Consider the following 14,031-nt stretch of genomic DNA (forward strand, 5'->3'; position numbering starts at 1 on the left):
GCGGCAACGGGATGCGAGCCCGGTCACGGCGTGGCGAGCGCCTCGGTCGGGGACAGCCGGGCGGCGCGGACGGCCGGGTAGAGGCCCGCGACGCCCCCGATCACCAGGGTGACGGCGAGGCCGCCGAGGGTCGCCCAGGCGGGCACGACCCCGGGCCAGCCCTGGATGAGGGCGTACGCCGTGGTCACCAGCCCGCCCAGCAGCACCCCGCCGACCCCGCCCAATGCCGCCAGCAGCAGCGACTCGGTCAGGAACTGACCCCGCACCTGGCCACGGGTCGCCCCGAGGGACCGCCGCAGGCCGATCTCGGCCCGTCGCTCCAGCACCGAGATGACCATGGTGTTGGCCACCCCGACCCCGCCGACCAGCAGCGCCACCGCGCCCAGGCCCAGCAGCAGCCCGGTGAACGCCTTGTCGGTGGCCAGTTGCGCGGCGAGCGCGTCCGACGGGCGGGACACCTTGACCTCGTTGGGCGCCTCCGGGTTCGCGGTCGCCGCCAGCACCTCGCTCACCGCCACCACCTGGGACTCCGGCGACCGGGTGTACACCGTCGTGGCATGCCCGTCGAAGCCCAGATATGACTCGGCCGCGGGCCGGCCGACCAGGGCGGCGCTGTCCAGCTCGGCGGCCAGCGGCACCGGCCGCAGGATGCCGACCACGGTGAACCAGCGGCCGCCCAGCCACACCTGCCGGTCCGGCCCCGCCTCGGTGACCCCGAGCCGGCTCGCCGCGGTCGCCCCCAGCACCGTCGCCGGGTAGCGGGCCGTCGCCGCGTTCAGCCAGGTCCCGTCGGCCAGTTCCGCGCCGACCGTGGCGGGCAGGTCCAGGTCGACGGCGCGTACGCCCAGGCTGCCGCTCTCCGCCTTGGGGATCCGGTCGGTGCGGTAGACCTTGGTGTCGATCCGGCCCACCGCGGACACATCGGTGACCGGGCCGATCCGCTCGATCATCGTGGCCGCCTCCAGCGGCAGCTTCGCGTCCTGTCCGAACAGGTTGCTGCCGGGGCTGACGGTGAGCAGGTTGGTGCCGAGCCGGTCCAGCGTCTGGTCCAGCTCTGCCCGCGACGAGGCGGAGATGCCGACCACGGCGACCATGGCCGCGATCCCGATGGCGATGCCCAGGGCCGACAGCAGCGCCCGGGTCGGCCGGGTACGCAGCCCGACCGCCCCCACCCGCACCAGATCCGCCCACCGCAATCGCGGCGCGGCCAGCCCCGCCGCCCGCGCGCCCCCATGATCGCTCGACTTGCCCGGCACCTGTGCGTATCTTGACCGTCCTTTCGCCCGGTTGCCTGGCAAGTCGGGTGATCTTGGCGGGGTCATGCGGGGACCTCCGTGACGAGGGCGCCGTCGCGCAGGGCGATCACGCGGGGGAAGGACGCGGCGATCTCCCGGTCGTGGGTGATCACGACCAGGGTGGTGCCGGCCGCGTTCAGTTCGCGCAGCAGGTCCAGGACGGCCTCGCCGGAATGCGAGTCCAGGTTGCCGGTGGGCTCGTCGGCCAGCAGCAGCGGCGGGTCGCCGACCACGGCGCGGGCGATGGCGACCCGCTGCCGCTCACCGCCGGACAGCTCGTGCGGCCGGTGCCCCAGCCGGTGCGCCAGCCCGACGCGGGCCAGCGCGGCGGTCGCCCGCTCCCGGCGCTCCCGCAGCGGCACTCCCGCGTAGAGCAGGCCGTCGGCGACGTTGTCCACGCAGGACATGCCCGTGGCGAGATGGAACTGCTGGAACACGAACCCGATCCGGCTGCCGCGCAGCGCCGACAGCTGCCGGTCCGACAGGTCCGCGAGGTCGTACCCGTCGATCTCGACGCGGCCGCCCGTGGGCCGGTCCAGCGCGCCGACCATGTGCAGCATCGTCGACTTGCCCGAGCCGGACGGGCCGACGATCGCGGCCGACTCGCCACGCTCGATCCGCAGGCTCACCCCGGCCAGCGCGGTCACCCCGCCCGGATAGACCTTCGCGACGCCGGTGAGGGCGATCATCGGGGGCACGCCGGTCACGACGGCATCCCGACGACCGTGCCCTCGGCCAGGCCGTCCCCGCTGACCTCGACCCTTCCGGCCGCGAACAGCCCGGTCTGCACCGCGACGATCCGGCTCGTGCCGCCCTCGACGACCTCGACGCCGTAACCGCCCTCGGCCAGCGCCAGCAGCGCCGCCACCGGCACGGTCAGCACGCCCTCGCGTGTCTCCGCGGTGAAGTCGACGTCGACGGCGGCCTGGTGGAAGCCCTGCACCGCCGCTTTCGCCGCCAGCGACACGGTGACCTCCAGGTTCGTGGTCGGGTCGGCGCCGTTGACGCCCGGTGCGATGACCGTCTGCACCGCGCCGACCTTGCCGGGCACCCGCTTGCCGTCGGGCAGCTCGACCTCGACGGCCGCGCCGACCTCGGCCAGCCGCTCGTCGGCGACCTCCAGCTCCACCACGACCGCCCGGTCCACCCCGCTGCGGGTCAGCACCGGCGTGCCAGGCTGCACCAGGTCACCGACGGACGCGCTGAGCGCGTCGACGCGCACCGGGCCGCTCGCGAAGACGATCCGGCCCGGCTCGACCATGCCCGTCTCGGCCAGGCCGAGGTCCTCCTGCCATTCCCGCACCGCGCTCGCGGTGGACGCGGTGAACTCGCGGTCCACCGTGAAACCGTCGTAGCCGAGCGCCTGCAGGTTCTGCTCCAGCTGCTTCACGTCCGTGCCCTCAACCCCGCTGCGCAGCTGCCGGTATGCGGGCAGGGCCCCGTACAGCAGCAGCACCGGCTGGTCGTCGATGCGGAACAGCGGCTTGCCGCGGCCGATCACCGCATTCTCCCCGGCCAGCCAGGTGACCGTGCCCGAGCTGCGCGCCCCGACGGTGTACTCCGCGCCGTAGCCCAGGGTGCCGCTCTTGGTCTCGGTGTCCGACAGCGTCTGCCGCGTCACCGTGGCCGTCTCGGCCGGCCCGGCCGCGGCGGCCTGCTCGCCGCCGGACAGTTTCGGCAGGCCCACGGCCAGCCCCGCCGCCGCGGCGACCGCGAGCACCGCGGCGCCGCCGATCAGGTAGCGGGCCCTCATTTGCCACCGCCGCCCTTGAAGTCGGGGACGATCGCCCGGCACTTCTCCAGCGCCTTGCTGAACTCCGGGCTGGTGCGCCAGTCGCCGAGCGCGCCCTCCAAGCGCAGCTTGCCGGTGTCGTCGGGTTCGGGGAACTCCTCCACCCCGTTCTCCCGCATGCACTTGGCGAAGGTGCGCAGCTTCTCCACCTGCTGCGGGTCGAGCTGGAGCGCCTCGCCGCCGCCCGGCAGCAGCGTCTTGCACGCCTCCATCGCGGGGGCCAGCTTGTCCTTGTCGACCTTCGCCAGGTCGGCCCGCATCTGGTCACCCGGTTCGGGGTCGGGCATGTCCACGCCGTGCTCGCGCATGCAGGCGGCGAACCGGCGCCCCTGCTCCTGCTTGTCCAGCGCCGCCGCCGAGGCCGAAGCGCCCGGCCGGGCCCCGCCCGCCGTCGCCACACCCTCGTCCTTGCTCGCACCGCACGCCGCCAGCACCGGCACCCATGCCAGCACGGCGGCCACGGCCATCAGTCTCGTCCTCATGCCGCCATCAGACCCGCCGCCGCGTATCCCCCGCGTAACCGCAATCGCCCGCCGCCGGACACCTCGATCTTGGTTATGCGCCGGTTACCGGTGCGCGGGCATCATTGCCGCGTGCGGGTACTGGTGGTGGAGGACGAGGACGTGCTGGCGGACGCCGTGGCCGAGTGGCTGCGGCGCGAGGCGTTCGCCGTGGACGTGGCCTACGACGGGGACACCGCGCACGAACGGCTCGCCGTGCACCCGTACGACGTGGTGGTCCTCGATCGTGACCTGCCGGGGCGGCCGGGAGACGAGCTGTGCCGGGAGATCTCCGACCGGCTGCCGCAGACCCGGGTGCTGATGCTGACCGCCGCCGCGGCCGTGCGCGAGCGGGTAGCCGGGCTGGCGCTGGGCGCCGACGACTACCTGGTCAAGCCGTTCGCGATGGTCGAGCTGGCGGCACGGGTGCACGCGCTGGCCCGCCGGGCGGTCGTGCGCAACCCGGCCGTGCTGCAGCGGGCCGGCATCCTGCTCGACCCGGCCCGGCGCACCGCCGAGCGCGACGGCCGCGACCTCGGCCTGGCCCGCAAGGAGTTCGCCGTGCTGGCCGAGCTGCTGCGCGCCGACGGGGCGGTGGTCTCCGCCGAGCAGCTGCTCGAACGGGCCTGGGACGAGCACATCGACCCGTTCACCAACGTGGTACGGGTGACCGTGATGAAGCTGCGCCGCAAGCTCGGCGAGCCGCAGCCGATCGAGACCGTCGCCGGAGTGGGGTACCGCATACCGTGAACAGGCTGACCATCCGCGCCCGGCTGACCCTGCTCTACGTCGTGCTGTTCACCGTCGCCGGGCTGGCCCTGCTGGCCATCACCTACTTCCTGGTGCGCTGGCAGATGGACGCCGACCCGTTCGACAGCAAGATGATCGTCACCGACCTGCTGAAGACCGGCGGCGACTTCAAGGCGCTGCGCGAGCTGCTGCAGGCCAAGACCGAGGAGTCGAACCAGGCGACCCTCACCACGATCCTCACCCAGGGCGGCATCGCGCTCGCCCTGGTGCTGACCGCCGCGACCGGTGTCGCCTGGGTGCTGGCCGGACGCGCTTTGCAGCCGCTGCACCGCATCACCGCGACCGCGGGCCGGATCGCGGCGAGCGCCGGGGGCCGCGGTCTGCACGAGCGGATCGCCCTGAACGGGCCGAAGGACGAGGTCAAGCAGCTCGCCGACACGTTCGACGCGATGCTGAGCCGGCTCGACCACTCCTTCGACGGGCAGCGGCGCTTCGTGGCCAACGCGTCGCACGAACTGCGTACGCCGCTGGCGCTGAACCGCGCGCTGGTGGAGCTGGCCATCACCCGCCCCGAGGCGAGCGCCGACGCGCAGCAGCTCGGCGAGGCGCTGCTGAAGGTCAACGAGCGCCACGAGCGGCTCATCGACGGGCTCCTGATGCTCGCCGACAGCGAGCACGAGGTGGCCGAGCAGACCCCGGTCGACCTGGCCGACGTCGCCGAGTACGTGCTGGAGGCGCTGCCGGCCGGTGGACCCGCGGTGACCAGCCTGCTCGACCCGGCCCCGGTCACCGGCGACCCGGTGCTGCTGGAGCGGCTGGTGCAGAACCTGGTCGAGAACGCGGTCCGGCACAACGTGCCCGACGGGTGGCTGCGGGTGGAGACCGCCACCGTGGACGGGCGGGCCCGGCTCGTGGTGGTGAACAGCGGGCCGGTCGTGCCGGCGTACGAGATGGAAGCGATCTTCCAGCCCTTCCGCCGCCTCGGCCGCGAGCGCGTCGGCGGCCCGTCCCGCGGCCTCGGCCTGGGCTTGTCCATCGTCCGCGCCATCGCCCAGGCCCACCACGGCGCCGTCACCGCCACCCCCCGCCCCGGCGGCGGCCTGACCCTCACCACCACCCTCTGACGATCACTTACCTGCCGCGGCCGTGATCGTGGTGGCGGTGACGGTGGTGTCGGCGGTGGTGCCCTGGACGGTGACGTCGGTGCCGGCGGCCAGGTCCTTGAGGGTGATCTTGTCGGTGGTCTGCACCGTGGTGGCGTCGCCGGTCTTCACGGTGAGCAGGCGGCCGTCGGAGGTCTCCAGGTAGACGGTGGTGCCGTCGACCAACTTGACCTTCCCGGTGATCGGCGCGGCGGCTGCCTGCTGGCCGCCCGGGAACGCGCCCTGCTGGCCGCCGGAGAACGCGCCGGTGCCGCCGCGGAAACCGCCGGGCCGGTTGCCGGTCGCCCCGCCGGTGGTCGCGGCGGCCGCGGTGGTGCCGAAGTTCTTCTGGACCTGGACGCCGGCGAGGAAACCGCCGAGGGCCAGCACGAGCGCCAGCATGGTGCCGGTGCTACGGGTCAGCCACGGGCCGCGGTTGGCCTTCGCCAGGCCCGCGACCAGGTCGTCCATCGGCGCTTCCACGGTGACGTCCGACTCCCGGGTGCGGATAGCGTGCTTCATTGAGGTCAAGCTCCTTACTCGTACCGCAGGGCGTCGATGGGGCGCAGGCCGGCCGCCCGGCTGGCCGGGTAGCTGCCGAAGAACAGTCCGATGGCCACGCAGACGCCCAGCGCCAGCACCACCGAGTCGGGCATGATCACCGGCTTGATGCCGACGATCTCGAAGTTCGCGCCGATCAGCGCGGCAGCCACGCCCAACCCGCCGCCGAGCAGGCTGAGCAGCGTCGCCTCGATCAGGAACTGGCTGAGGATGACGCGGCGCGGCGCGCCCAGCGCCTTGCGGATGCCGATCTCGCGGGTCCGCTCGGTCACCGAGACCATCATGATGTTGGTGATGCCGATGCCGCCCACCACCAGCGAGATCCCGGCGACCGCGCCGAGCAGCACGGTGAAGGTCTCCGCGGTCGCGGTGCGCGTCTCCAGCAGCTGAGAGGCATCCCTGATCTGGTACGGCGTGCTGCTCGCGCCGTCCGCGACGTGCATCTTCGCGTTGAGGATCGCGGTGATCTCGGCCTTCGCGGCGGCCACGGCGTCCGCACTCGCCGCCTCGATGGTGATCGACGAGACGGGACCGTATCCGGTGAGCGAGCGCTGCACCGCGGGCAGCGGCGCGATCGCCACGTCGTCCGGATCGTTGAAGCCGGTCGAGCCCTTCTTCGCCAGCACCCCGATCACCGAGTAGATCTGCCCCGCGATGCCGATGCGCTGCCCGACCGGGTCCACCGTCGTGCCGAACAGCTCCTCGGCGGTCGTCGGCCCGAGCACCACCACCCGCGCGGCCTGGTCGACGTCCTCCTCGGTGAAGCCCGACCCGCTCGCGACCACGCTGTTGGACGCCGAGAAGTACGACGGGTACGTGCCGATCACCGAGTTGACGTCGTACGAGGCGTCGCCGAAGGTCAGCGTCTGCGCGCTGTTCACCACCGGCGACACGCTCTTGACGTCCGGCGCGGACTCCTTGTCCTGCAACGCCTTGACGATGTCGAGGGTCAGGTCGGTGCGGTAGCCGGTGTCGCCGCCGCGGCCGCCCTGCACGGTCAGCGTGTTGGTGCCGAGCGCGGCGAGGCTGTCCTCGACCTGCTTGGCCGAGCCGGTGCCGACCGCGACCAGGAGGATCACCGCCGCGACGCCGATCAGGATGCCCAGCACGGTCAGCCCGGACCGCAGCTTGTTCGCCGCGACACCGCGCAACGCGAACCCGAAGATCTCGAAAAAGCTCATGCCATGACCCCTACCGGTGTGATCTCGCGGCGGCGTACGTCGGAGACGACCAGGCCGTCGACCAGGCGGATGGTCCGGTGCGCGTGCGCGGCGACCTCGTCCTCGTGCGTGATCAGCACGATGGTGCGGCCCTGCCCGTTCAGCCCGTCCAGGATGCTCAGCACGTCCTTCGTGGAACGGCTGTCCAGGTTGCCGGTCGGCTCGTCGGCCAGCAGCAGCGCCGGCTGGCTGACCAGCGCCCGGGCCACCGCGACCCGCTGCTGCTGGCCGCCGGAGAGCTGGTTCGGATCGTGCTCGGCCCGGTTGGCCAGGCCCACCATGTCCAGCGCGGCCAGCGCCCGCTCGCGGCGCACGGCGGGTTTGATCCCGGCGTACGCCAGCGGCAGCTCCACGTTGGCCAGCGCGCTGGTCCGGGCGATCAGGTTGAACGACTGGAACACGAACCCGATCCGGCGGTTGCGCACCAGCGCCAGCTGCGACTCGTTCAGCTCGCTGACGTCGACCCCGTCCAGCCGGTACGTGCCCGAGCTGGGCACGTCGAGGCAGCCGAGGATGTTCATCAGCGTCGACTTGCCGGAGCCCGACGAGCCCATGATGGCCACGTAGTCGCCGGGCGCGACGGTCAGCGACACCCCGGCCAGGGCGTGCACCGCCGTCTCGCCCTCGCCGTACGTCTTGACCAGGTCGACGACCTCCAGGACGGGCCGCTGCGCCCGGCCGGGGGCGGTCATCGCCCACCACCGCCGCCCGCAGGCCGGTTGCCGCCGAAGCCGCCACCGGTGAAGCCGCCCGGCCCGCCGCCCGGGAACTGCGGCTGGTTGCCGGTCCCGCTGGTCACGGTGGCCAGCACGACCTGCTCACCCACGGTCACCCCGGAGACGATCACCGTGTACGCGTCGCCCTTGAGCCCGATCTCGACGGCCCGGGTCTCCTGCACGCCGTCCTTCACCACGATCACCGTGGTCCGGCCGCCGGCCGTGCGCACCGCCGCCGCGGGCACGTAGACCGCGTCGACCACCTCGTCCACGGTCACCGACAGGCTCACCGTCTGCCCGAGCCGGGTGCCCTCCGGGATGCTGTCCAGCAGCACCTCGATCGGGTACGTCACCGTGTTGCCGCTGGAGGCGGTCGGCGAGATCGCCGACACCTTGCCGGTCGCGGTGGCCCCGGTCAGCGCGTTCCAGGTGACCGTCGCGGACTGCCCGACCTTCAGCCGGGTCGCGTCGGCCTCGGCGACACCGGCCGTCACCTGCAGCTTCGTCAGGTCGGCCAGCTGCACGAACCCGGAGCCGCTCGACGACGAGGACGAGGAGTTGTTGCCGCCACCGCCACCGGACGAGCCGCCCGAGGAGCCGCCGACCGCGCCGCCGACCGCCACGACCGTGCCGGCCATGGGTGCCTTGAGCACCGTGCCCGCGACCGTACGCTGGGCCGCGGCGACCGCGGACGCCGCCTGGTCGACCTGGTTCTCGGCGTTGGCGATGCTGCTGTCGTCACCGCCGTCCTCGGCCCGGTCCAGCGCGTCACGGGCCGCGTCGAGGTTGCGCTCGGCGGTGGCCAGGCTCTCCTTCACCTCGGTCGCGTCCACGGTGGCCAGCACCGCGCCCTTGGCGACCTTGTCACCGACCTTCACCTTGATCGCGGTGACGGTGCCGCCGGTGGCGAAGTCGGCCGACATCGTGTTCGCCGACCCGATCGACCCGTCGGCCGTGACCGTCGCGGTCACCTTGCCCTGGGCCACCGCCACGGTGCGTGTCGTGTTCGCCTGGGCCGGCGCCGCGTCTCCGCTGATCAAGAAATACGCCCAGGTGCCGCCACCTACCAGCAGCAGCCCGAGAGCGCTGTTGATCAGTGTGGTCCGCCCGAGCGGGATGCCTCGCCGCAATCGCATGGCACGCATCGTCGCGACCCGCCCTCGACGCGACCTCCGGCCAACCTCGGAATGAGCTTGGAGCCGCCGCCACACCGCGGGAGTCTCCCGTCTCAGGCAGCCGGTTCGCCCGGCCGTCAGCACCGGCCGGGCTGCTCAGCCGGCGAGCGGCAGCAGGACGCGGAAGGTCGAACCGACGCCCGGGGACGTGGCCAGTTCGATGCGGCCGCCGTGGGCCTTCACGATCGCCGAGGCGATGGCCAGGCCCAGGCCTGCACCGCCGTGGCTGCGGGCACGGTGCGGGTCGGCCCGGTACAGCCGCTCGAAGATGCGGGCCGCGTGCTTGGGCGGCACCCCCGGCCCGGTGTCCTCGACTTCCACCACGGCGACGGGCACGTCCGGGTCCAGCTCCGCACCCACCGAGGCGACCACCGGACCGATGTCGCGGGCCAGCGGCAACTCGAACACCTCGTCGGCGGGCTCGCCGCCGCGGTGGCTCACCCGCAGGGTGACCCGGGCCTCGGGCGTGGTGTGCTGGAGCGCGTTCGCCACCAGGTTCGTCACCACCTGGCGCAGCCGGTGCTCGTCGCCCTGCACCGTGACCGGCTCGAAGCCGGCCAGTTCGACGGTGCGGCCCGGGGTGCGCACGTGCGCGTCGCGGACCGTGTCGGCGGCGACGGACAGCAGGTCGACCCGGGACTGCTGCAGCGGGCGTTCCTCGTCGAGCGCGGCCAGCAGCAGCAGGTCCTCGACCAGCAGGCCCATCCGGGCAGCCTCCTGCTCGATGCGGGACATGGTCTCGTCCAGCTCGGGGCCGGGCGGCGAACCACCGCGGCGGTAGAGCTCCGCGAAGCCGCGGATCGAGGTGAGCGGGGTGCGCAGCTCGTGCGAGGCGTCCGCGAGGAACTGCCGCAGCCGCTGCTCCGACGCCGCCCGTGCGGTCACCGCCGCCTCGATGCGGCCCAGCATCGTGTTGAGGGCGAGGCCGAGCCTGCCGGGCTCGGTGTGCGGGTCGGGGTCGGGCACGCGGGCGGTCAGGTCACCACCGGCGATCTGCGCCGCGGCATGCTCCATGTTGGTCAGCGGTCGCAGCCCGATCCGGACCACGCTGTACGCCGCGAAGCCCAGCCCCAGCAGCACCAGCCCGCCCACGGCCAGCACGACCAGCAGCACCAGGTTCGCGGTGTTCTGCAGCCGGTCGAGCGAGATGGCCGAGACGCGGTACCTGCCGTCCTGGCTGCTCCGGCTCACGGTCACCCGGAAGTCCTGCCCGGAGGGGCTGGCCACGGTGAACACCTTGCCCGCGTCACGGCCGGCGCCGACGTGCGCATTCTCCTTGAGCTGCGCCAAGGTGAGCTGGGGCCCTTCCCATGCCTTGATGCCGTTGCTCAGGCGGCAGATGAACTGCCCCTCCGCGTCGTAGAAGCTCACGATGGTGTCGCCCTGGCCCGGCGGCAGCGCACCGCCGCCACCCGCGCCGAACCGCCCCTCGCAGACGACATCGTTGGCCGTGGTCGACGCGCCGGCCGGTGCGGTCGGGGTCGGCCGCGCGATGGTGGGCGACGCCGTGGCCGCCGGCCCTGGCTGGCCGGTGCCCAGCCCCGAGGGGGTCCGGGAGGCGTCCGGCCCGGTCGGCGGTCGGTTGCCGAAGCCGCCGGGCCAGGGGCCGCCGCCGAAGCGGTTCAGCTCGCGCACGTCCTCGTCGAGCTGCTGCGCCAGCGTGTGGCGCAGCGTCGTGGCGGCGACGAAGTCGGTGATGAGCAGGGCCACCCCGGCGAGCGCGACCACCGCGACCACCATCCGGGTCCGCAGGGTCCACCGCCGCCACGGTGGGCGGATCATTCCTGGCCACCTCGGGGCAGGCGCAGCGCGTAGCCGACGCCGCGCACGGTGTGGATCAGCGGCGGGTCCCACTTGTCGACCTTCTTGCGCAGGTAGTAGACGTACGACTCGACGATGCGGCCGTCGCCGCCGAAGTCGTAGCTCCACACCCGGTCCAGGATCTGCGCCTTGGAGACCACCCGGCCCGCGTTGACGAGCAGGTAGCGCAGCAGGTTGAACTCGGTCGGGGACAGGTCGACGAGCTTGCCGCCCCGCCGCACCTCGTGGGCGTCCTCGTGCAGCTCCAGGTCGGCGTAGCGAAGCACGCCGCTGTCGGCCTGGTCGCCGCCGGGCCGGCTGCGCCGCAGGATGGCCCGGATGCGCAGCACGACCTCCTCCAGGCTGAACGGCTTGGTGACGTAGTCGTCCGCCCCGACGGTCAGTCCGGAGATGCGGTCCTCGACGGAGTGCCGGGCGGTCAGGAACAGCACGGGCACCAGCGCGTTCTCCGGCCCGCGCCCGTCGGCCCGCAACTGCCGGGCGACCTCGAAGCCGTCCAGGTCGGGCAGCATCACGTCGAGCACGACCAGGTCCGGCTGGAACTCCTCGGCCGCGATGAGCGCGTCCCGCCCGGTGTGCGCGACCCGCACGTCGAACTCCACCAGCCGCAGCGTCGCCGACAGCAGCGCACAGATGTTGGCCTCGTCGTCGACGACGAGCACCTTGGTCCGTACCCGCTCCTGCTGCTGCGTCACTGCCGGCTCCCTGCCACCTCGGTCCTGCCTGTGAGCCCGTTGTATCCGCCCTACCTCGAAGAACCCTGGGAGCCCCCTCGAAACCCCGTGAACCCACCCCACCCCCCATGATCGCGACGATCTTGCGTGAACTGTTGCCGATATGCCCGTTTCGCGTGTGTCATACCCGCAGTTCCCGCAAGATCGTCGGGGTTGGGGGGTCAGGAGCGGGCGTTGAGGCGGACGGGTTCGTTTTCGGTGAGGCCGGAGAGGATTTCTACGTTGCCGTCTCCGCGTAGGCCGATGGCGATGGTGCGGGGGGTGCCGTCGGGTTGCTTGACCTCGCCGGTGCTGTCGCCGGTCACGCGGACGGCGGACTGGGGCAGGAGGAGGCCCTCGGCGCGGGCGAGGACGACGCCGGCGGTGGCGCTCTGGCCGATGAGCAGGCCCTCGGGGGCGCCGTCGAAGGCGAGCAGCACGTGGTAGCGGACCAGGGTGCCGGAGGCGGTGCCGGTGGCGGCCACCTGGGCGATGGTGGCGGGCAGCGTCTCGTCGGGGCGGTTGCCCAGCGTCACCATGGCGGGCTGGCCGACGGCCAGGCTCACCGCGTCGGCCTCGGCGAACTCGGCCTCGACCATCATCGTGGCGACGACGCCGAGGGTGATGAAGGTTCCAGTGCTCACCGCGTCCCCGGCCCGGCCGCCGACGCTGAGCACCTTGGCGGCCACCGGAGCCGTGATCGTCGTACCGGCGAGGTTGCGCTCGGCCTTGGTCAGGTCGGCTTCGGCCTTGTTCACGGCGACCTGTGCGGAGTAGATCGCGTCCCCGCCGCGGCCGCCGTTCGCGCCGCCACCGTTGGACGGACCGCCGTTGGACGAGCCGCCTGACGTGCAGCCGCCGGTGCTGGGCGCGGGCGTGCGCGAGGGCGCCGTTGAGGGCTTGGGCGAGGCCGAGGGCTTGGCCGAGGCCGACGGAGACGGCGACGCCGATGCCGATGCCGACGGGGTGCTGGACGGCGACGGCGAGACACTGGCCGTCGCGGTGGCGATGGGGGTGGCGGTGCCCGAGGCGGTGGTGGTCGCGCTGGTCACCGCGGTCGCGCTGCGTGCGGCGGTCAAGCCGGCGGTCGTGGCCGCAGTGGTGGTGGCCGTGTCCGGCGTGCCGGTCGCCTGGTGGGCGATCAGCGCTGCCGTCACGGCGGTGACGGAGCTGTCGCCGGTGGTTCCGTACGCGGCAGCACGCGCCGTGGTGCAGCCGGTGGCCGTGTCGGCGGTGTCGGTGGCGTCCTGGGCGTCGGTCAGGGCCTGCTTCGCCTCGGCCAGCGCGTTCGCGGCGTCGTCGCGGGCCTCGCGGGCATCGGCGGCGTCGATCGTCGCCAGGTCCTGCCCGGCGACCACCTCGTCGCCCGGCTTCACCAGCACCCCGGTGAGCGTGCCCGCGACGGAGAAGGCCAGCTCGCGGGTGGCGACGGGGGACACCTTGCCCGATGCCGCCACCGACGAGGTGACCTCGCCCCGCTGCACCGCGACCGTCGCCGGGGCCGCCGGGGCCGGGTCACCACCCTGCACCGCGACCACCGTCACCACCGCGACGGCGATGAGCACCGCCGCGCCCGCGGCCACCCATCGGCGCCGTCTTCCGCGCACCACGAACGTCATGGGCGGGAGTCTCGCGGCCGCCGCTCGGTGATCGCTTCAGCTAACCTCGGAGCCACCTCAAAGCCGCCACTCCCAGCCCATTCTGAGGTTCGGTCGAGCAAGCCCCGAGCCGCGGCGCGCACGCTCGCGCCCGTGAAGACGCCGATGAGACAGACCCGCGCCGCCCTCACCGCCGCCGTCGCGATCGCCGTGCTCGGCCTCGCCGCGGCCTGCGGTTCCGCTGACGATCCCGCAGCCGGCCAGGCCGGCTCCGGAAACCCGGCGAACGGCTTCGCCGCGTACGCCGCGTGCCTGAAGGAGCAGGGGATCACCCTGCCGGAAGGCTTCGGCCAGGGTCAGGGCAGACCGTCCGGCATGCCGACCGCCCGGCCCTCGGGCTTCCCGAGCGGCCGGCCGACGGCACGCCCCAGCGGGCAGCCGGGTGGTGGTTTCGGCGGCCCCGGCGGGGGTATGCGGGCACCGGAAGGCGTGGACGCCGAGAAGTGGCAGCAGGCACAGCAGGCTTGCGCGTCGGTGCGCCCCAGCGGCGGACCCGGTGGAGGCTTCGGTGGCAACCGGGGCGACAACGGGGCCAACGCGGCGTACCGCAACTGCCTCGCAGAACGCGGTGTGGAGTTCACACCCGGGCGGCAGCTCGCGACCGCCGATCCGAAGGTGGTGGCGGCGATGCAGGCCTGTGCCGTGCTTCGCCCCTCCACCGCGCCGAGCCCGGCGGCGAGCTGACCGC

Annotated in this window: 14 protein-coding genes; 3 read left to right on the forward strand and 11 right to left on the reverse strand. The window is 73.3% G+C overall.

Features of this window, described 5'->3' with window-relative positions:
* Positions 1–23 precede the first annotated feature (23 nt).
* The 4 genes from HAV39_RS07290 to HAV39_RS07305 form a co-directional block, all read right to left on the reverse strand.
* Positions 24–1,256 (reverse strand): ABC transporter permease, encoded by a 1,233-nt coding sequence (locus HAV39_RS07290; protein WP_373311701.1) that lies wholly within the window; start codon positions 1,254–1,256, stop codon positions 24–26.
* 62 nt (positions 1,257–1,318) lie between these two features.
* The gene (locus HAV39_RS07295; RefSeq protein ID WP_191838721.1) at positions 1,319–1,984 is read right to left on the reverse strand and encodes an ABC transporter ATP-binding protein; all 666 of its coding nucleotides are present in this window, start codon (positions 1,982–1,984) and stop codon (positions 1,319–1,321) included.
* 14 nt (positions 1,985–1,998) lie between these two features.
* Positions 1,999–3,048 carry an efflux RND transporter periplasmic adaptor subunit gene (locus HAV39_RS07300; protein WP_191838445.1) on the reverse strand — a complete coding sequence of 350 codons (1,050 nt, stop codon included), beginning with the start codon at positions 3,046–3,048 and terminating at the stop codon, positions 1,999–2,001.
* Positions 3,045–3,569, reverse strand: coding sequence for a hypothetical protein (locus HAV39_RS07305; protein ID WP_239120464.1), 525 nt, complete (start codon positions 3,567–3,569; stop codon positions 3,045–3,047). The genes HAV39_RS07300 and HAV39_RS07305 overlap by 4 nt, the downstream gene beginning before the upstream one ends.
* Before the next feature lie 111 nt (positions 3,570–3,680).
* Between HAV39_RS07305 and HAV39_RS07310 the strand changes: the two genes are divergently transcribed.
* Entirely contained in the window at positions 3,681–4,337 is a 657-nt protein-coding gene (locus HAV39_RS07310) for a response regulator transcription factor (protein ID WP_191838446.1), read from the forward strand.
* Positions 4,334–5,461: a sensor histidine kinase gene (locus HAV39_RS07315; RefSeq protein ID WP_191838447.1), complete on the forward strand. Its 1,128-nt coding sequence runs from the start codon at positions 4,334–4,336 to the stop codon at positions 5,459–5,461. Before HAV39_RS07310 ends, HAV39_RS07315 begins: the two co-directional genes overlap by 4 nt.
* A gap of 3 nt (positions 5,462–5,464) precedes the next feature.
* On the opposite strand, the gene HAV39_RS07320 is transcribed toward HAV39_RS07315, so the two are convergent.
* The 7 genes from HAV39_RS07320 to HAV39_RS07350 all read right to left on the reverse strand — a co-directional run bounded on the left by HAV39_RS07320 (position 5,465) and on the right by HAV39_RS07350 (position 13,304).
* Positions 5,465–6,001, reverse strand: coding sequence for a hypothetical protein (locus HAV39_RS07320; protein WP_191838448.1), 537 nt, complete (start codon positions 5,999–6,001; stop codon positions 5,465–5,467).
* 14 nt (positions 6,002–6,015) lie between these two features.
* Positions 6,016–7,221 carry an ABC transporter permease gene (locus HAV39_RS07325; RefSeq protein ID WP_191838449.1) on the reverse strand — a complete coding sequence of 402 codons (1,206 nt, stop codon included), beginning with the start codon at positions 7,219–7,221 and terminating at the stop codon, positions 6,016–6,018.
* On the reverse strand, positions 7,218–7,952 hold the full coding sequence (locus HAV39_RS07330) for an ABC transporter ATP-binding protein (RefSeq protein ID WP_191838450.1): 735 nt from the start codon (positions 7,950–7,952) through the stop codon (positions 7,218–7,220). Before HAV39_RS07330 ends, HAV39_RS07325 begins: the two co-directional genes overlap by 4 nt.
* Positions 7,949–9,112: an efflux RND transporter periplasmic adaptor subunit gene (locus HAV39_RS07335; protein WP_191838451.1), complete on the reverse strand. Its 1,164-nt coding sequence runs from the start codon at positions 9,110–9,112 to the stop codon at positions 7,949–7,951. Before HAV39_RS07335 ends, HAV39_RS07330 begins: the two co-directional genes overlap by 4 nt.
* A 135-nt stretch (positions 9,113–9,247) precedes the next feature.
* Positions 9,248–10,933, reverse strand: coding sequence for a sensor histidine kinase (locus HAV39_RS07340; protein WP_239120463.1), 1,686 nt, complete (start codon positions 10,931–10,933; stop codon positions 9,248–9,250).
* The gene (locus tag HAV39_RS07345; protein ID WP_191838452.1) at positions 10,930–11,667 is read right to left on the reverse strand and encodes a response regulator transcription factor; all 738 of its coding nucleotides are present in this window, start codon (positions 11,665–11,667) and stop codon (positions 10,930–10,932) included. Before HAV39_RS07345 ends, HAV39_RS07340 begins: the two co-directional genes overlap by 4 nt.
* Before the next feature lie 200 nt (positions 11,668–11,867).
* The gene (locus HAV39_RS07350) at positions 11,868–13,304 is read right to left on the reverse strand and encodes an efflux RND transporter periplasmic adaptor subunit (protein ID WP_191838453.1); all 1,437 of its coding nucleotides are present in this window, start codon (positions 13,302–13,304) and stop codon (positions 11,868–11,870) included.
* 144 nt (positions 13,305–13,448) lie between these two features.
* Between HAV39_RS07350 and HAV39_RS07355 the strand changes: the two genes are divergently transcribed.
* The gene (locus tag HAV39_RS07355) at positions 13,449–14,027 is read left to right on the forward strand and encodes a hypothetical protein (protein ID WP_191838454.1); all 579 of its coding nucleotides are present in this window, start codon (positions 13,449–13,451) and stop codon (positions 14,025–14,027) included.
* Positions 14,028–14,031 lie beyond the last annotated feature (4 nt).

The organism is Catellatospora chokoriensis (assembly GCF_011297315.1).
GTDB lineage: Bacteria > Actinomycetota > Actinomycetes > Mycobacteriales > Micromonosporaceae > Catellatospora > Catellatospora citrea.

What these genes read in the sequence shown, in the direction of transcription:
- HAV39_RS07295 (WP_191838721.1), bottom strand. Translation starts at nt 1,984, where the DNA reads ATGATCGCCCTCACCGGCGTCGCGAAGGTCTATCCGGGCGGGGTGACC.
- HAV39_RS07300 (WP_191838445.1), bottom strand. Translation starts at nt 3,048, where the DNA reads ATGAGGGCCCGCTACCTGATCGGCGGCGCCGCGGTGCTCGCGGTCGCC.
- HAV39_RS07305 (WP_239120464.1), bottom strand. Translation starts at nt 3,569, where the DNA reads ATGAGGACGAGACTGATGGCCGTGGCCGCCGTGCTGGCATGGGTGCCG.
- HAV39_RS07320 (WP_191838448.1), bottom strand. Translation starts at nt 6,001, where the DNA reads ATGAAGCACGCTATCCGCACCCGGGAGTCGGACGTCACCGTGGAAGCG.
- HAV39_RS07325 (WP_191838449.1), bottom strand. Translation starts at nt 7,221, where the DNA reads ATGAGCTTTTTCGAGATCTTCGGGTTCGCGTTGCGCGGTGTCGCGGCG.
- HAV39_RS07330 (WP_191838450.1), bottom strand. Translation starts at nt 7,952, where the DNA reads ATGACCGCCCCCGGCCGGGCGCAGCGGCCCGTCCTGGAGGTCGTCGAC.
- HAV39_RS07335 (WP_191838451.1), bottom strand. Translation starts at nt 9,112, where the DNA reads ATGCGATTGCGGCGAGGCATCCCGCTCGGGCGGACCACACTGATCAAC.
- HAV39_RS07340 (WP_239120463.1), bottom strand. Translation starts at nt 10,933, where the DNA reads ATGATCCGCCCACCGTGGCGGCGGTGGACCCTGCGGACCCGGATGGTG.
- HAV39_RS07350 (WP_191838453.1), bottom strand. Translation starts at nt 13,304, where the DNA reads ATGACGTTCGTGGTGCGCGGAAGACGGCGCCGATGGGTGGCCGCGGGC.
- HAV39_RS07355 (WP_191838454.1), top strand. Translation starts at nt 13,449, where the DNA reads ATGAGACAGACCCGCGCCGCCCTCACCGCCGCCGTCGCGATCGCCGTG.